This is a genomic window from Koromonas humicola (genome assembly GCF_059726255.1).
In genome coordinates, this window is sequence record NZ_AP040873.1 from 3,041,862 (window position 1) to 3,060,278 (window position 18,417).

An 18,417-nucleotide genomic window follows, 5' to 3' on the forward strand; every position below is an offset into this window, starting at 1 on the left:
AAATGCGTCAGTGCCAAACACTTACGAGTGCAACTTCTAATCCGACACCGAAATGTCCGAATATGCAAAATCGAGAACACGCGAGTATGAGATATGCACGACAACAAATTGGCAGCGATGCAATCCCTGTGCGATACTAATTCTGCTCAGGGCTAATAAGTTCGGCTACCAATAGTGGCCCTGAACCACCTCAGCAGCGCAGTTCAATGTTTGCAGGCTATACTCCTGCCGCATCTGCGTGGCGAGCCGGGATGGCGGAACTGGCAGACGCAGCAGACTCAAAATCTGCCGACCTTCGTGGTCGTGGGGGTTCGATTCCCCCTCCCGGCACCAAAACCATTTATTCCTCTACATTTCTCTCCTACACAGCGCTGTTTCGCTAAGTCTCCCACTCGAAGCCCAAATCAGTCCGCCGTATCGAGAACTCGCATATCTCAGGCAACAGTAATCCTCTTTCCCGCATACAGGATTCCAGTACGCGTACATGGGCCCGAACTCCTAGGAGGAATCAATGAAGAAGAACATGTTTTTGACCACCCTGCTGTGCCTCGCGTTCAGTGGAGCTTTTGCGCAGACCACACGGACGCTGCCGGGAGGGACCGAAATCAAAGTGCGAACGGATACTGCCGTTCCTGCGCACCCCAAAGCGGGCGCGGCCTATGCCGCCACCGTTAGCAACGACGTGATGAACAAGGCAGGCAGTGTTGCGATTCCGCGCAACTCACGCGCGCAACTCGTAGCAACCCCAACCAGCGACGGAAAAGACACCATCCTCGATCTCCGGGCAGTGACCATTCAGGGTCGGAGGTACATCATCACAACTGCTGGAACCTCGAACACCTCCAGCGGATCTGGATTCGGAGCCAATCAGAGGACAGCTAAGTATGTCGGTGGCGGAGCCGCGGTGGGAGCCGTGCTCGGAGCGCTCTTCGGCGGCGGCAAAGGTGCAGGCATTGGAGCTCTCGTTGGAGGTGCTGGAGGTGCTGGCGCACAGGCCTACACCGGGCGAAAGAAAGACATTCCGGCGGAAACAGAGCTGACCTTCAAGACCGCGCAGGAGCTCCAACTGCGCGCTAGTGCGAAGTCCACGAAATCCGGTCTGAAATCGAGACCAGCGCAGTAAAGCGTGATGGGATGCCGAATTGGCCACTCGGCATCCAAATCTCCCTCAGGATTGTCGGGCGATTATCTCTGCGGCGAGAGCGGAGGGATTGAGTCTTGATCAAGATCGAGCAAAGAATAGGCCTCTGCTCTTGAACGGACAACTCGCACATTGCCTTCTGCATTCGGCTCAGCGAATGCCTGAAACACTCTAGCCATTCCGAACGCAAGATCACTTGGGGCAAGAATCACACGTCTCGAGGTGGTAGAGAAGATTCGGCTGCATGCACTTCCGATCTCAGCCATGGCGTTGGGCGGCAAGTCGAAAGCTCTAACATCGGAGAGATCTACGAATTCATCAAAGCGGGCTTCAAATCGTGGAGAGCGGTCGATCTCACTTACAACATCAGCCAAGTCCTGGTAGCTCACCACATCAAACAGATTGGTGATCACGCGTTTACTCTCGGGCTGTACAAGCACTCGATGTCCCAACAGGATTCCTTCACTCCTTACGACCGTCAGATGCGGGTGTGACGCAATCTACCCGAAGCGGGTTGGCGGCGTCGCCTGTAACGAAACTCGATGAGGTCAAGACAAGTTTCGACTTCCAGAATTTAGCTTCGCTTCCAGAATCGGATCGAGTTTAGAAACCAGTGCACTAAGCGCGAATGGCTTTTTAAGAATTGTGTCCCCGAGCTCGCCAATCCGATATCGATCGTCTGCATAGCCTGTCATGTATATGACTTTTAGATCTGGCTGACGATCAAGTAGCACTCGTCCCAGATCTCGTCCGTTCATTCCAGGCATGACGACATCGGTGAGCAAAACATCAATCGCGCCACCCATCTCATCAACAACTTTCAATGCCTCTAGTCCATTTGAAGCACCAACGATCTTGTGTCCCTTCTGTCTTAGGAAGCTGGAAATCGCCTCTCGCAAAGCCCTCTCATCCTCAACAACCAAGATGGTCCCTTGCCTACTCTGGGGTTGATGTAGGGCAATAGGCGCTTCGCTTGGCACTTTTGAGCTATGAGGAAGATAGATCGTGAACGTCGTTCCCTGTCCTACGGCGCTTGTAAGCGCGATGTGACCACGATTTTGCCTCACGATGCCATATACAGTCGCAAGCCCCAGGCCAGTGCCCTTCCCCACTTCCTTTGTAGTGAAGAACGGCTCGAAGACCCGAGACTGCACTTGCGGAGTCATTCCGTGTCCTGTGTCCGTAACGGATATAGCGGCGTAGAGTCCTGGGCTCAGTGCGTACTGCAAGCATTCGTTGCAGTTCGTCGTCACCTCTTTCCGCTCCAACCGGATGCTGAGCTTTCCGCCCTCATGCATTGCGTCTCGAGCGTTGACACAAAGGTTCATCAGAACCTGCACGAGCTGGCCTGCATCGCCTTCAATCAGCAACGGTTTGCTCGGCTCGGAAAAGGACAGCGAAATATCCTCTCCAATGATTCTAGTGACCATCTTCAAGGTTTCGCGCGTGACTGCACACACATCGACTGTGGATGGAGTGACCACTTGCTTTCTGCTGAAGGCTAAGAGCTGCTGTGTCACTCCCGTGCCGCGACTTGAGGCATCGAGTATGCGTTGCACGTTCTCTTGCAGTTCACGGTCGGGACCAAGCCTTTCCCCCAAGATCTCTGCGTAGCTTTGGATGACCATGAGCAGATTGTTGAAATCGTGCGCTACACCTCCGGCAAGCTGCCCGATTGCTTCAAGCTTTTGAGCTTCTCGGACCTGCGCTTCGAGTAGCTCTGCCTTCTTTCTTTCTGAAATGTCTCTGACAATCTTCGACGCACCTATCACTCTTCCTTGAGTGTCGGTGATTGCAGAAATGGTCAGTGAGACAGGTACAGGATGACCAGACTTGTTCAACCGCACAGTCTCGAAATGATCGAGTCGGCGTCCGCTGCGGGTGCACTCAAGGATTGCTTCAAACTCACTCGCGCGCTCAGGCGGAATCAGATGGCGGTCTGTCCGGCCAATCATCTCTTCGGCCGTGAATCCATACAACCGCTCTGCACCTCTGTTCCAACTTTGAATGGTTCCATCAGGTGCGAGAGCGATGATTGCGTCATCGCTTGTCTCGACGATTCTCGCAAGTCGTTCGGCCTTCTCGTGCGCTAAATGTTCTTCTGTGATGTCTTCGATTACAGCGAAGAGAAACCAGGGTTCGCCCGTTTCTGTTTTCACACAAGAGGCTGTAACGCGTCCCCAAACAATATTGCCGTCCTTCTTGCGATATCGCTTTTCGCAAGTGAATTGCTTGCTCTTGTCGGAAATGCTCGAAGTCACAAGCAGCTTTGAACTTTCGACATCGTCGGGGTGAGTGATGTCGAGGAATGTCTTCTGAAGAAGTTCCTGGCCGGAGTATCCCAACATACTCTGAAAAGCGAGATTTGTTTCCAGCAGGCGTCCGTCAAGCGAGACTCGAACAAGTCCCGATGCGGAGTTCTCAAAGATTGCCTCAAGGCGTGCGTTCGCATCCGCCAACTGGTTCTCCGCTCTTTTCCGCTCCGTGATGTCCGTACACACCACGAGGACGCGATTCCATTCTCCAACAGTCTCGATGGGACTAGCCGAGACAATAAGCCATCTGTCTTCTCCCGACCTAGTGGCTACGCGTGCCTCATATCGACTACTGTGCCCCGCAGTTCGTAGCCTTTGCTGCTCGCGAAGTTTTTGATGCTCATCCGGATGAAGAAACTCAATGGCTGGTCTACCGATAATTTCTTGGGGGCTGTAGCCTAGGAACTCGGCACCGTTCGCATTTACGTAGAGAACACGAAAGTCGCGATCAAGCAGGAGTATTCCTTCAACTGCTGTTTCCGCCAACTTTAAAAAGCGCTGCTCGCTTTCCTTCAGTCGAGCTTCGGCGTCGCGCTGCGCAGTTATTTCGGTTGTACCGCCGACTGATAGCACCGGCATTCCGTCAGCGTCATACGACGTCATACAACGTGCGACCACCCACGAGTAAACGCCATTGGTTCGGCATAGCCGATACTCGCAACTCCAGGAAGGCGCCCGCTCAGCTAGCGCTTTGCCAATAGACTCCAACACCGCATTCCGGTCGTCGGGATGAATTAGTCCGACCCACGCCTCAAAAGACAATTCGGGCATGTTCGCATCAGTGTGTCCAAAAGACTTGAATTGGGAGGAGACGACGAATTTGCCAGCTTTGTGGTCGAGCTCCCAAAGCATGTCATTCGTCGCTGCCGCAAATCGGCCAAAGCGGTTTGTTTCGGAACTCAATGTTCCCCCTTCGGCCACCTTGACCCGGTCTGTCTCACTCCGAAAAGAAGTGAGGTCTTCTTCATGGCTCGACATAAGAAATGTATAGATTGTAAAGTCCGTGCATATTCAATCTATCGGGTGTTCCGCGTAGTTTTAGGCGCCCCCGGCAACAAAATTGTGCGGATCGAATAACTTTGTTTGCTATCACTTATCTCATCAACCCGAGTGTTAGTTTGCACTGAGAGCGCGATGCGCCAAACTATGCCAACCTTAAGATGTGATCCTAAAATACACACTGAGATTAATAAGTCTCATTGAAATCTACCCGCCAGGCTCGCCAACGCACGGGCTAGTAATTCAATGGTGGAACAATACAAGTTGACACAGGAAAAGCCGTCCAGCACCCCTACCTAAATCGGCTCTTGCCCCATGATGAAACGCGTGGTAATGATGATCTGCTCTGATCTGGAGCTCTCAAGGTAAGCACTGATCTGTGAAGCATGTCATGTTTGCAGGAGAGTCTAATGTCACAAGCGAGTTCACTTTGTGTCGAGCCGGCCACGGCACACCCCGTCGTGAATAAGCCTTCGCCGCACTTCCCTTTGCTTCACGTGTGCTTGCTTACCTATGTGATTTACATCTTCTCGCAAGTTGATGTCCCTGACCCCGATTTATGGTGGCACCTGCGCAATGCCAAGTATCTGCTGAGCACGGGACATTTGCCTGTTGCAGAGACGTATTCCTTCACTGCAGCCGGTGCTCCAGTACTTCCCTTCGAGTGGCTTTCTGAACTGGCGTATTACGGTGCATATAAAATTGCGGAACTGCCCACCGTTTTCGGACTCGTCTTCCTACTTTGCTCCGGCATCTTTCTTGGCGTCTTTTACCTCTGCACTCGTGCGAGCAACAGTCCAACAATCTCTCTGTTTGCGACGATCGGCGGGTCAATACTTGCTAAGGTCTCTATTGGCGGGCGTACCTTGTTGTTCGGGTGGCTCTATCTTGTAATCCTTCTCGTTTTGTTAGATCAGGTCAGAAGAGAGCGTTATCACTGGCTCTGGGCAATACCGCCTCTATTCTGCTTCTGGATCAACTCTCACGGCTCCTGGCCAATGGGCATTGTTGTATTCGGCATTTTTATAGGCTCGGGACTGTTCGAAGGCACTTGGGGCAATGCTAATGCGACTCGCTGGTCTTGGCACCAATTGCGCTTGCTTCTCATGACAGCGGTCGGATCTGTAGTTGCGCTCTTCGCGAACCCATTCGGGTTTCGTCTGGTTGCGTATCCATTCCGCGTAATGTTCGGAGGCGGTTCTTCTACTGGCCCAGCTACGATTCAGGAGTTCGCATCTGTTGACTTCCATACGCCACTGGGAAAGCTTGCGATGATTCTGATTCTAGGCACGCTTGTAATCGCAATCTTCTCAAAGCAGCGCTGGAGGTTGGACGAAATTGGACTCATCATTCTGGCATTCTACTTCTCGCTCACGAACGTACGATTCCTGTTCCTCGCCGGAATTCTAGCTCCCCCCATTTTTGCCGGACACCTCAAGTTTCAACAGAACGCGACCGACGGAGAAAATCAAAAGCTTGAGATCTCGAACGAAAATCAAGTGAACAAATGGCTCGTGAACGCTATAGTTCTCGCGCTGTTTGCTTTTCTCTTCGTAAAGACAGCGCCTCGCGACTGGAAACTTGAAAGTCTCGTGAACTATCCCGATGGAGCCCTGGCCTACATGAAATCGAACGACATTCAGGGCCGTATCTTGCACGATTGGGACTGGGGCGGGTACATCATGTGGAATGCGCCGCAATTGAAGGTCTTCATCGATGGGCGAGGTGATCCCTATTCGACAAACGGTGTGTTCGCAGATTACTGGTCAGCCACAACCGGCAATGATCCTCAAGCTGTCCTCGACAAATACAAAATCGAATACGTGATGATGCCGCCCGACTCGCGATTGTCGAAATCTCTGAAGCTGAATTCGTCTTGGTCACAGATATACAGCGACAAAAGCAGCGTTCTATTTCAGCGACAAAGAAGTCTCAATAATTGAATTCATCGATTTTGAGTATCAGTCTCAAAACGCGCGCTCAACTTTCATATCAATGAAAGCACCGCAACCGCTCCTGCGCCGTTTGATTTTCCCGGGCATCTCATCCGCAGATGCCACTGTACGTCTTCAAAGCCGAGCAAGCTGTCCCCCGACCACTTCGCGAAGTCTTCGAGTTCTTCTCCAAGGCTGAAAACCTGCAACAGATCACGCCTCCGTGGCTCCACTTCAAAATTCTTGATATCAATCCATCACCCGTTTGCCTCTGGGTGTCCTCGGCCGAGTTGCACACGCCCTTAAGGTTCAGCGTGACGTGCAAGAAATCTTCGCGTACCGCCGCCAGGTCATCAGAGAGCTTTTCGAGACTACCGAAATCCCTCCTTCCCTGTTGCAACCGTAGTCTGCAGCCGAGCAACAACATCACCCGTGCTGGATGCAATGCGTCGGCTTAACTGTGGGGTTAATGATTCGTGGACTCCCAGCACCTTCTCTTCCGTACTCGTCGCGAGTGCAACGCGCTACACTGTTTCCATTCATATCGGAGGCCCCATGCTTATATCACGACGGCGTCTCATCGCGCTGCTTGGCAGTATTCCGCTTGTTTCGAGTGCATTCGCCAGCAAAACCAGCGCGCCACTTCCTGCGCTGCCCGAACCGGAAGTCATCCCGCTTTACCCCGGAGCCGCACCTGGCACTGAGCAATGGACGCAGAAGGAAATAACGGAAACAAACGGTGACTACTCGCTCATCCGCAACATAACTCGCCCCTCGCTGCTCGCCTACCATCCTCCCAAGCCCAACGGAACGGCTGTGATCCTCACACCAGGAGGAGCTTTCTACTTCCTAAGCATCTCGAACGAAGGTTACGACACTGCACGCAAGCTACTCGCGGCCGGATTCACTGTCTTTATCCTCAAGTACCGCCTCATCCCGACGGGACCAGGGTGGCATGCAGAGCTGGAACGTAGCTTAAGTGAACCCGGATGGGAGAAAACACTGGCAGAGAAGGTCGGAAACTATGCCGTAGCTGACGCTCAAACGGCGTTGCGCCTGGTGCGATCACGCGCACAACAATTTCACATCGATCCAACGCGCATTGGAATTCTGGGCTTCTCTGCCGGAGGCTACGTGTCGATCCGAGCCGCGGTCGAGCACACATCTGAGAGTCGGCCCGACTTCTTTGCCTGCATCTATGGCGTAAAGCCAGTCGAAATGTCAGCGAATGCCGCCAATCTTCCTCCGCTATTTATGGTCTGGGCAGATGATGACCCGCTGGTCACCGTCCAGAAGAACGCGATTCCGCTGTACCAGTTTTGGAAACACTCCGGCGCACCAGTTGAGTGGCATCTCTTCTCGAAGGGAGGTCATGGTTTCGGGTCCCTCGTCAACCACCGCCCGAGTGACCGCTGGCTTGAATTGTTTGTTGACTGGATGAACTCGCACAAGACTTTCGCGACTGCGAAGCGAACCTAACTTGCTTCAGAATTCTTAGTTGTAGTGGCAAGAATCGAGCAGAGGCCTAGCCTCTGCTCTCACCCGTTTTGATCATCAAGCTACGCAGCCCATGTGCTTTGTTTCCGGCGATCTTGGTCCCAGCCTCGTCTTGCTCCGGAATCATCGGTGTACTCTGTCATTCCGGCGATTACAGTTGCTAAGCCGCCTTTGCGCCATCTGCCCACGGATCCAGCACTACCTTTGTGCAACTGTCCTGCTTGTCGCGAAACATTTTATACATCTCTGGTGCCCTATCGATCGGGACACGATGACTTACGACGAAGCTAGGATCGATTTCACCTTTCTCTATCTTCTCCAGTAGAGGTTTCATAAAACGCATCATGTGCGTCTGCCCCGTCTTCATCGTCAACGCCTTGTTCATAAAGGCGCCCATAGGAATGTTGTCCACAAATCCTGCGTACACTCCGGGGACAGACACTGTCCCGCCTTTTCGACATGCCTGAATCGCCTGTCTCAGCGCAATGGGACGATCCGTCTCGATTCGCGCCATCTGTTTCGCACGATCCATCATGTACATCAGTCCGTGGTCATGAGCCTCCATGCCAACAGCGTCAATGCATCGATCAGGGCCAATGTTGCCGGTCATGTCTTTCAGTGTCTGCACCACATCATCGACTTGCTCGTAATTGATCGTCTCGGCGCCTCCCGCTTCGGCCATTCGCAATCGATAGTCAAAGCGATCTATTGCGATCACGCGCTCTGCTCCCAGCGTGAATGCTGAGCGAATTGCGAATTGCGCGACTGGACCAGCACCCCATACCGCAACAGTGTCTCCCTGCTCGATCTCTGCATTCACTGCACCGAAGTAGCCGGTCGGGTATATGTCGGAAAGGAACACGACCTTCTCGTCAGAGATTCCTTCCGGCACTTTGATCGGCCCCACATCCGCGAACGGCACGCGTGCGTATTGCGCCTGCCCACCTGCGTATCCGCCGAGCATGTGCGTATACCCAAACAGGCCCGAAGGAGAAAAGCCCATCATCTCTTCAGCCATCCAGTAATTCGGGTTTGAGTTGTTGCAGCATGACCACAGCTGGCGTTTGCAGAAAAAGCAATTTCCGCACGCGATCGTGAAAGGCACGACCACGCGGTCGCCCACCTTCAATTTCTCAGGCTTGATGCCAGGGCCGACCTCCACGATTTCCCCCATGAACTCGTGTCCCATGATGTCGCCCTGCTCCATCGTGGGTACGAAGCCGTCATAGAGATGAAGGTCGGAGCCGCAGATGCAGGTGCTTGTAATTCTGACAATGGCATCGCGCGGATTTAGGATTTTCGGATCCGGGACGGTTTCGACTGTCATCTTTTCTACGCCCATATAGCAGACTGCTTTCATGCGGTCCTCCCACTCTGTGCAAAGGCGTCTCTCAGGTTTGATCCCTTGGGAATCGGTTGCGTCGGGTCGGCAAGTCTCATTACTCGTGTCACGACATCGCGTGGTCCATGGGACTGGCCTTCCGTCGTCGGAATCTCGCCGGCTTCCATGATCGCCTCCAACCTACGCATGTCTTGACGTATCGCGAAGCTCGCTCCCTTGTTGAAGAATCGCGCGAGCATGTTGCTAGTTCCGGCCTTGGGATGAAAGTAGATGCGCGTGCTGATGAGCGTTCCGCGCCCAGCCGGAGCTTCCCGAAACTCCACTCTTCCTTCGACTTGAACATCCGATTCTGAGAGCGACCGCCAGGCTATGAACTCGTTCTCGCGCTCGTCCGTGATCTCGGCCTCCCACCGTACAGGCCGTCCCAAAGGTCCGATGGCCACCCATCGCGAGCGCCGATTGTCGAACACGGTTACTGAGTGCAGCCTGTTCATAAAGCGAGGCAGGTTCTGGAAATCTCTCCAGAATTGATATGCATCTTGACGTGAGCAATTGATCAGAAGGCTTGTTGAGGCTGTCGTCTTCTTGGTTGCATTTCGTTGCTTGCTGCCGAGCAAGGCGATTGTGCCACCGCTTGCGGCCAACGCAACTCCCAATGGCGATCGGCGACTTATGCCATACAGTGCCAAGGCACCACCGCCGATCCAGGCGCCCCATTGCCGGGCGGACACCGCTCCATTCCTCGCACGCCCAGCATCCGCGATGCGTGTGCGTAACATTTCAAGCATATCTGTACGACCTTTGTGTGGAATTACAGGTTAGACTGCGTCACCGCACACGTCGATGCCCGCCCTGGGCTAATTAATTCCGTGCTTCCCTTCGGCAACATCGAACGACTCTGCGTTCTGAGACTCGGATGTTGTCTCGACGCATTACACTTGAGTAGAGGAGAGCTAAGATTGTTCGATGCTGTCATTTTCGACTGTGACGGAGTGCTGATCGACAGTGAGGTTGTCGCTTGTCAAATCGCGGCCGAGGAACTCACTAACCTTGGATACGTCATCACGGCGGAGGAAGTAATCCGTCGCTTTGCTGGTCGTACCGCGCGAGAAATGGAGGCCGAAGTCGAGAAGGACTGGGGGCATCAGATTCCTGACTCTTACCGCCTTGCAGTAAGGGAGAGGCGAGCAGATGCTTACGCAAACAGTCTGACCGCAATTTCAGGCGTGCCAGAAGCACTCAATTCCCTGCCTATACCTGTGTGCGTAGCATCGAGTAGCTCCCCTGAAACACTCCGTGTCGGGCTTACTGCGGTAGGACTTTACGACCGATTTGCGCCAAACATAGTTAGCGCGAAGATGGTTGCGCGCGGAAAACCAGAACCGGATGTTTTCATCTTTGCCGCTGGCTGGATGAAGGCAAGTCCGTCACGCTGCATAGTGGTAGAAGACAGCGTCCCGGGGGTGCAAGCCGCGGTGCGCGCCGGAATGCTTGTGCTCGGGTTCTGTGGAGGCTCGCACTGTGGTGCAGAGCATGACCAGCAACTTCTAAATGCTGGAGCCTCATTTGCATTTCACGATATGCGTGACCTGCCCTTGCTCGTAGCGGAAAAGAGTACGCCTGAACCAAAAACCCCTGAAAGCTAGGCACGGGCTCGCAGGAATGCTGCTGTATTGCAATCGCTTCCTGTCTCGATACAGGTTGTCCCTAGTCCCGACGACTCCCTTGAACACTAGCCTCGCTCTGCTCAATTGCTGAGGCAACAAAAACACATCTTTCTTGCCCCCTAGAGGCACACTGGGCGCATGTCGCCGAATACTGTGGCGCGCGATCCCCCCGAGAGCCCGAGAGATTGCCTCCGCCACGAGGACTACGGGGGACTGACCATTTCTCTTGACAGTTCATTCCTCTAACGATTAACTGGAACCGTTACCATATCTTTCCGTCCTAATGGAGATACTACGTGCAGATAGTTGCGGGAATTGATCTTGGCGGAACTGCCATTAACTACACCTTCGTCGACAAAGACGAAAAGTTCCTAATTGATGGGTTATGCGAACATCCGGCTCTCACCAAGCAGGGGCCCGAGGTCTGCTTACGTCAGATCACTGAAGGCCTGAAAATCGCAGCTAAAGTTGCAGGGATCGCAGTTTCCGACATTGTTGCCGTCGGCCTAGATACACCCGGTCCGGCGAGTGCAACCGGAACACTTTGCGCTGGCGGGCCACCGAATTTCCTGAATCAGGCTTGGGGAGATGTCGATATCCGCGGCCGCCTGGAACAGATGTTGGGCAAACCTGTGACATATCTGAACGATGCCAATGCTGGCGCGATCTGGGGACACTACTCACTGTTCGGATCCAAAAGCAAAGAAACCTCGATTTCAGTCGTGATCGGGACGGGCACTGGGGGAGGCGTGATCATTGAAGGCCGCGCGGTGAAAGGGCGTGTGGGCTTTGGAGGAGAGTTGGGGCACATGCTCATTCCGTACCATATGATCACGGGAATAGACGGGATGAAACCCCTCTGCAATTGTGGCCACATCGGCGACCTCGAATCATTCGCTTCTCTGACCGCTATCGAGAAGAACCTACTTCCGTACTTCCTCCAAAAGTACCCTGGACACGAACTCGCCAAAGTGGGCAACCTGCATGACGCGGCTAAACTCGTCCGTGGGTTGGCAGACAAAGGCGATGAGTTGAGCAAAGAAATCTTTCGCGTGCAAGCCCATGCGATTGGGTTGCTATTCGACTGCATGGTGTATACGTTCGATCCAGACGCATTCATCGTAGGGGGAGGAGTACTCGAAGCAAGCCCTGAATTCGGTAAGTGGTTCTTGAATGAAATCCGAGTGGGCATGCCAGAAGAACACGTGGAGCAGTCCGACATTCCGATTTACTCGATGCCCAATGGCGATACGGCAGGAGCGCGCGGTTCCGCTATCGAAGCACTGACCATGGCGAGGCAAAGTGGATTGATCTAGCTTTCCAAGCGCCAACGAAAAAAGACGGCCGCACCTGACTAGGGCGGCCGTTAATTGTTTAGTGGAGGAAGAGGATTCACAGTTGATCTGTCTGACGTTTGTCGGGGGTGGCCTACTGGTTGTCTGATTTGTGCATGCACAAATACTCCAGCACACGGTCGGGTTGAATGCTGAACTCTCGCACTTGAGCCGGAATGACTACGGCTTCTCCAGGCTTGAAGTGAATCGGAATTGCATCGTGACATTCAAGCGATCCTGATCCCGCAATCGCCACAATCACACGCGCAGAGCTTGCACCGGCTTCTGCTGAAATTGTCTGCGTTTCCGATGTCTTGTAACCTTCAACGACGAAGTGGGGACAACTGACCAGGACATTGCGGCCATTTACGACTTGCCGTGAAATCTTCCCAGCGGCTGTCTTTGTTCGCATCACCTTAAGTCCTTTTTCAGTGTGCAATTCGCGCGGACGACCGTAGTCGTACAGCCTGTACGTGGTGTCGGAATTCTGCTGTGTTTCGAAAATGATCATGTTGGGACCGACGGCATGCACGGTCCCGGCATCAACGTACACCATGTCGCCGGCGGAAACATCAATCCAGTTCATAACGTGCTCGGCCGTGTTGTTCTCGATTGCGCGGCGGAAACTTCCGATGGTTGTACCCGGTTTCACTCCAAGTCCAACCTTCGCTCCGGGTGAGGCCTGTGCCACGTACCAGCACTCGGTCTTTCCACACGGCTCACCAACGTCATGAGCTAACGAATCGTCTGGATGTACCTGGATCGAGAGCCGATCGTCTGGAAACAGCAACTTTATAAGCAACGGAAAGCGATCTTTCGGCGAAGGTGCCACCCCAACAACATCAGCACCGAACTCTCGGCAGAGATCACCAATAGTACGCCCTGCATAACGGCCATTCACGACCTTGCAGCTGTCCGCAGTTAGCCAGACTTCCCCGATAGGCTTCACACCTGGTGTAGAGGCAAAGAATGGACTCAGATCGCGGGTACCCCATATGCGCTCATGAAACTCGGGTTGCAATAGAAACGGGTATAGGTCACACATGATTTCCTCAATGCAATAGAACTGCGGATTACCTTCTTGTCGTGCCGGTCATCGGGTTTGGAGGAAGAACAGCCGAGGTTCCCCAAGCCATGTTGGGTTGCGATCCCATATCGAAGGCGAGAGTTCCACCTGAGATGATCTCTTCGTGAGTAATCCAGCAGCGATTCAAAGGCTTTCCGTTGAGTCGCACGGACTGAACATAGCAATTTGTGGCAGACGGATTGTTTGCGGTGACAACAAATGCTCTGCCGTGAGAACAGTGCGAGTCGAGCGGTATAGTGACCTTTGAAAAAAGTGGCGATCCGAGAATGTAGGTGTTGGTGCCGGGGCAAACTGGATAGAATCCCATTGCGCCTAGTACATACCACGCTGACATTTGGCCAACGTCATCGTTGCCACAAATGCCATTGACTTGGGAATGGTATGCCTGATCAAGAATCCTCCGAACCCATTTTTGCGTAAGCCAAGGCTTGCCTGCGTAAACAAACAGGTAGGGAACATGGTGCACAGGCTCATTCGAGTGGTTGTAGTACGGGTTCCACCCAAAGCTCTCAGGAGTACTGTTGAACAAGCGATCGAGGGTTGATACGAAGTAATCCTTCCCCATCAGGGCGATCAACCCGTATACATCGTGCGGCACAAACCAGGACTGCTGCAGAGGATTGCTTTCTGTGCATCCTTGGCCGAACGCTGTCTCGCCTTCCCATTGCATCCATTGCCCATCACGATGACGAGCTCGCATGCTTTTAAGCTGCGGGTCGAAGATCTTTTTGTAATTCAACGCGCGCTGACGAAACATCGACGCATCCGCATCTTTCCCCAGATCGTGAGCAAATTCTCCCACGCACCAATCGAAGTACGCGTTGTCCAATGTCCATGAAACTTGATCGGGAACATAGCCGTTCTGCATATAAAAGTCATTCTGCGGCCTATTTGTATCCGATCCTAAACCGCAGGCGGTCTTACGACATGCAGCGTACGCGGCTTCCACATCGAAGCTTTGAATGCCTTTACGATAGGCGTCCAGAATAACCGCGAGCGCAGGGTCACCATCCATGCATCCGCTGTACGCGTTCATGATCTCCCATCGCTCAAGGTACCCTTTTCCGCTAAGGCGCGAGATCTCGATTAGCGATGAGATCGCGTCGTTGACAAGAGATGGCCGAAGAATGGTCATTAACGGAAATTCTGCTCGAAATACATCCCAACCGCTGAAAATCGTCCGATAGGTAAATTGCCCCTCCTGATGGATTGCGCCGTCCGCACCGATATAGCGTCCATCGCTGTCAGAAATCTTTCGCGGGTCGAGCATCGCGTGATAAAGCGCGGTGGAAAACACTTCTCTCTGCGAATCTGTTCCGCCTTCGACTTCAATCGTGTCTATGGCTTTGCTCCACGACCGAGAGGCCGCCCTTCTGACGCCATCGAAGTCCCAATTAGGAATGTCGTGCTGGAGGTTATTGCGCGCGCCATCAACATCGACGAACGATATTCCAGACTTCACGAGGACTTTTTCATCGGGCGAAGTTTCAAAGGTGGCGAAGAACCCCATGTGAGAGTGTTCCATTTCCTTGCAGCCTTCGTGAACTTTTGCCTGCTTCACCAGTTCATAGTAGGAGTCTGAATGGAAACGGTCGACGATAAGAGAATTGCCCTCCACCTTCAGGAAGTCATCTGGGAGATCGATGGTCCACGTGCCGAATTCTCGCATTGCCTTTGAAAACTCGGTCCGGAAGTGAATCGTATAGTTGACCTTGCCAGCACCATTGCCCCAGCCTCCGCCGCTGTCGGGACAACGCATCCATCCTTCTACCGTGTGGTCATCGACCACACGGACATACTGCCTGGTCGAAGTTCCTCCGATACGACGCGCGAGATCCATATGAATTCTCGCCTGATCTGATTGCGGAAAAGTGAATCGCAGAATGCCGGAGGACTGCGCGGCTGTCATTTCCGCCCTGATATTGAAGTCGTCGAGAGTAGCGGCGTAGTACCCACATTTCGCAACCTCAGTCGCGTGCCTGTATGCGGAGCGCCAGCCTTCGCCTGAATGATCAGGACGGCCACACGCTGCCTTGAATTCGCCGGTGAACGGCATAATCTGCAGGTTGCCGAAGTCGCCGAACCAACCCACACCGCTCATCCGAGTGAAGCTGAAGCCTTCGATGCTGGTGTGTTCGTAAGAGTACCCGGAAGCGTTGTCTCCGCCCGTGATAGTGTCCGGTCCCAGTTGCACCATTCCAAAGGGAAGAGTTGGGCCAGGGTAGGTTTTGCCTTCTCCCAAAGCTGCGCTGGTGCTTGCTCCGATCAACGGATTGATGAAGTCAATGTTGTTCTGCGCGTGGATGCTGGCAAAGCCAACTCGCGTGGAGATGAGACCCAACAGCGATAAACGCGTAAATTCACGCCTTGTAAGTTCAAAGCCCATACTGTCCTCGAGTTACTCGTTTTCTGGGAAATGCAATTCGTAGGGTGCGAATGCCAAAGCGGGGAATGGAGAGTGAGACCCGATAACGTCCTTCGTCAGTGCGCACTGCGGACAGCTTTTTCGTGATTCGCCCATCCAATTCCATGAGTTCAACGCTTTGCGGGCGAAAACCAAGTGTCACTTCATGTTCAGATTGCGCACTCTCTGCATTGAACAGACGAGCTTCAAGAAATTGATTACGGATGCGCACGGCGGAGAGGCAGACTCCTTGTCCATTCAGACGGATAAGAGACAACGCGGCTTTATCACCGAAAGCTTTTCCGGTCATTAACTGTGGAACAATCGGTTCTTCGAGCTTCGCGGTCTCTCGCCAAAGCTGCGCTGAATCCCAGGTTCCACGATGGGGCATCAAGGAATATCGCGTTTGAACCTCTCCCCGAAGTGGACACTTTCCCCACCAGAAGCCTCCTTCCCACCCCCAGCCGATTACCAGTGCGAGGGGATAATCAGGGCCATATGTGTATGCGGTGGTGTGGTCTGAAAACAGTGCGAGACCATAGTCCTGTGACGCTTCGGCAATGTCCACCCAGTTCAACAGGATGTTGTGCTTGATCTCATCCCAGCGCTGGAAGTATGTGTCTGCATTGCGGCTTTTGCAAACATCGAACGCGCCGTTCTTGAACAGGCTGCAATCCTGAAGAGCTACTGGGAAGTAAGCTTGCAGTTTCCAGCGGCCATCGTTTGGCGAGCGCCTCCGCTCACTACCGCGCTCTCCAGGCTTGATATCCCAAGGGTCTCCAATCCACGTGTCCTCGTCGAAGTGGAAAGCCACCTCGAAGTCGACTCTTCGCTGTCCTTCAACGAGCGTGATGGTCGTCTCATACGGGCACCCACCAACCTCCCCCAGAACACGAATTCGAGCTCGGATTGGTCCTGATTCAACCACCTCAATGCGGGCCGTCTTCTCCGCGCTGCTTCGCCATTGCTTTTGCGCTATAAAGTACCCTCGGTATTCATTGAACAGACCATCGTGAGGGCAGAACTCTTTATCCAATTCTTTCGAATAGAAGCTTGTAATCGCCCCACCACGATTAGGGTCGAGACGAAGCCGGTAAAGATCACTTTCGAGAACCAACACCCCATCCTCGCCGTGCGTGATGCTCGTGCTGCCCTTGCGTGCTTCCGGATGTGTGTCGTAAACGGGGGTGACCTTGTACGTGCTAAAGCCGAACGAAGGCACTTTGCCCCGAAAAATGAGAGTGGCAGTGTTTATGCCCGCATCTGCTGAATCGGGCTCGCGAGCCGCGACTTCACCTTTTGCACTGAGCTCTTGCAAGGCACGCTCTTCAAGATAGCGGCGGCGTGCAGCAACCTGAGATGTGATGACCTCGCCAGAATCGTCAGTAACTCTGAACGACTGCGTCTTACGATCCGAGGCGATGATCACTTCAACCAGATCCTCTCGATCGCACGCCAACGTATTTATGATCCGGAGCCACTGGGCACCGAGAGGATGATCGCTTTCTTCGCCGACGCCACGACTAGCGGTTAGCGCGGATTCCTGAATGATGGCCTCTGCCTCTTGTTGCGCTTCAAATGTCTCGGAAGCGACCTGAAAGGCCCATGCTTGACGTCCGCTTCGAGTGGTTGCAGTAATCCAAGCGTCATGGAACTGGCTCCAAAGCACACTGTCCCAAGCTTTTGTCATTCGCTCCGCCGGCCATGTGTAATCTGCATACACACAGGCCAGAGCAGCAACCTTCTCGGCGTTGAGCAAATGCACTTCTGCCGCGCGCGATTGACGCGCAATCTTCTGAATTGTTTTCTCGCCCCAAGGGAGGGTGGCAAGGATGTCTTCCATGCTGAAGCGCCAATCCTTGCGCGGCTCTTCTGCAATGGTGTGAATGTATTCCCGCCAGGTGGAGTAGCGGATGAAAGGGGCACTTACACGCGGCTTTGCCGACCACCCAAGGTCTTGGAAACACATTCCGACCGGGTGTGCGATGCCATGTGAAACGCACTTTTCGAGGTAAGATTTCGAGCCGCTGACAGCTTCCGTCTCGTAAACCTTTTCCAAATCCTCACAGCCGTAACGTGGCACTGTGAGGATGGACGTGCCATCCGGACCAATCCAATTGACCAGCTCTGCATCAAAGCCCTGAGTGTAACCACCCCAAGCAGTACTAGCGTTCTTGAGGGATGCGCCATTAAAACCAAATGACCGCAATAGTTGTGGCATGCACGAAGCCCAGCAAGGCTCCTGCACGGCATAGGTGACCAGCGGAGTCGAGGGAAAATGCTTATTAATCAATTCCCTTCCGCGTTCTATCTGACGAATGTTGCTCTCGCCTGAAATTGCCCAGCCATATGGTTGCGCAAACGTCGCAGCCACGATTTCAATCCGAGCAGAAGTCGCGGTATTTGCCAGATACTTCTTTAATTCAGCCAGAGCTTCAGGATCTTCCCTCTCCAGTACGTCCCACGATGTTGGCTCTACATCAAGAGAGATCTTCCAACCGGGAAGCGCTTGCATCGTCTCGAGAATATCCCGCCAACATCCAGGGGGCATGTGCCCACGCACCCCTCCGTGGTACCCGTCGATGTAATACAGCACCGGAGCCGAGTTTGGCATTCCAAGGGCCGCAGCGTGACTGGATATCACTAGAGCGCCCGCGCTCTTTAGAAAAGTTCGGCGATCAATCATCTTGCGAAATC

12 protein-coding genes and 1 tRNA gene are annotated in these 18,417 nt (G+C 53.5%); 6 read left to right on the forward strand and 7 right to left on the reverse strand.

Annotation, left to right across the window (positions count from 1 at the left end):
* The first annotated feature begins 245 nt into the window (after positions 1 to 245).
* Both AC6IZD_RS13235 and AC6IZD_RS13240 read left to right on the forward strand, forming a co-directional pair.
* Positions 246 to 333 (forward strand) — tRNA-Leu (locus tag AC6IZD_RS13235).
* A 178-nt stretch (positions 334 to 511) separates the two neighbouring features.
* Complete coding sequence (locus tag AC6IZD_RS13240; protein ID WP_497783787.1) at positions 512 to 1,123, forward strand: hypothetical protein; 612 nt, start codon at positions 512 to 514, stop codon at positions 1,121 to 1,123.
* 62 nt (positions 1,124 to 1,185) lie between these two features.
* Here AC6IZD_RS13240 and AC6IZD_RS13245 read toward each other — a convergent pair whose 3' ends face one another.
* Positions 1,186 to 1,554 (reverse strand): hypothetical protein, encoded by a 369-nt coding sequence (locus AC6IZD_RS13245; RefSeq protein ID WP_497783788.1) that lies wholly within the window; start codon positions 1,552 to 1,554, stop codon positions 1,186 to 1,188.
* Positions 1,555 to 1,689: 135 nt separating this feature from the next.
* A complete protein-coding gene (locus tag AC6IZD_RS13250; RefSeq protein ID WP_497783789.1) occupies positions 1,690 to 4,359 on the reverse strand; it encodes a PAS domain S-box protein in 2,670 nt (889 codons plus the stop codon).
* Between the two features lie 506 nt (positions 4,360 to 4,865).
* On the opposite strand from AC6IZD_RS13250, the gene AC6IZD_RS13255 reads away from it, so the two are divergent.
* Positions 4,866 to 6,398, forward strand: a complete 1,533-nt coding sequence (locus AC6IZD_RS13255; RefSeq protein WP_497783790.1) for a hypothetical protein — start codon at positions 4,866 to 4,868, stop codon at positions 6,396 to 6,398.
* Positions 6,399 to 6,944: 546 nt separating this feature from the next.
* Positions 6,945 to 7,868, forward strand: a complete 924-nt coding sequence (locus AC6IZD_RS13260; protein WP_497783791.1) for an alpha/beta hydrolase — start codon at positions 6,945 to 6,947, stop codon at positions 7,866 to 7,868.
* Between the two features lie 178 nt (positions 7,869 to 8,046).
* Here the strand turns inward: AC6IZD_RS13260 and AC6IZD_RS13265 are convergent, their stop codons facing one another.
* Together AC6IZD_RS13265 and AC6IZD_RS13270 are read right to left on the reverse strand one after the other, a co-directional pair.
* On the reverse strand, positions 8,047 to 9,246 hold the full coding sequence (locus AC6IZD_RS13265; RefSeq protein WP_497783792.1) for a zinc-dependent alcohol dehydrogenase: 1,200 nt from the start codon (positions 9,244 to 9,246) through the stop codon (positions 8,047 to 8,049).
* Positions 9,243 to 10,007, reverse strand: coding sequence for an SRPBCC family protein (locus AC6IZD_RS13270; protein WP_497783793.1), 765 nt, complete (start codon positions 10,005 to 10,007; stop codon positions 9,243 to 9,245). The genes AC6IZD_RS13265 and AC6IZD_RS13270 overlap by 4 nt, the downstream gene beginning before the upstream one ends.
* Positions 10,008 to 10,187: 180 nt before the next feature.
* Between AC6IZD_RS13270 and AC6IZD_RS13275 the strand changes: the two genes are divergently transcribed.
* On the forward strand, positions 10,188 to 10,874 hold the full coding sequence (locus AC6IZD_RS13275) for an HAD family hydrolase (protein WP_497783794.1): 687 nt from the start codon (positions 10,188 to 10,190) through the stop codon (positions 10,872 to 10,874).
* 317 nt (positions 10,875 to 11,191) lie between these two features.
* Positions 11,192 to 12,211 (forward strand): ROK family protein, encoded by a 1,020-nt coding sequence (locus tag AC6IZD_RS13280; RefSeq protein ID WP_497783795.1) that lies wholly within the window; start codon positions 11,192 to 11,194, stop codon positions 12,209 to 12,211.
* A 112-nt stretch (positions 12,212 to 12,323) separates the two neighbouring features.
* Here the strand turns inward: AC6IZD_RS13280 and AC6IZD_RS13285 are convergent, their stop codons facing one another.
* The 3 genes from AC6IZD_RS13285 to AC6IZD_RS13295 are packed head-to-tail and all read right to left on the reverse strand — an operon-like array spanning position 12,324 to position 18,406.
* Complete coding sequence (locus AC6IZD_RS13285) at positions 12,324 to 13,274, reverse strand: type I phosphomannose isomerase catalytic subunit (protein WP_497783796.1); 951 nt, start codon at positions 13,272 to 13,274, stop codon at positions 12,324 to 12,326.
* A 28-nt stretch (positions 13,275 to 13,302) separates the two neighbouring features.
* Positions 13,303 to 15,702, reverse strand: coding sequence for a GH92 family glycosyl hydrolase (locus AC6IZD_RS13290; RefSeq protein ID WP_497783797.1), 2,400 nt, complete (start codon positions 15,700 to 15,702; stop codon positions 13,303 to 13,305).
* A complete protein-coding gene (locus AC6IZD_RS13295) occupies positions 15,692 to 18,406 on the reverse strand; it encodes a glycoside hydrolase family 38 C-terminal domain-containing protein (protein WP_497783798.1) in 2,715 nt (904 codons plus the stop codon). Before AC6IZD_RS13295 ends, AC6IZD_RS13290 begins: the two co-directional genes overlap by 11 nt.
* Between the last annotated feature and the right edge of the window lie 11 nt (positions 18,407 to 18,417).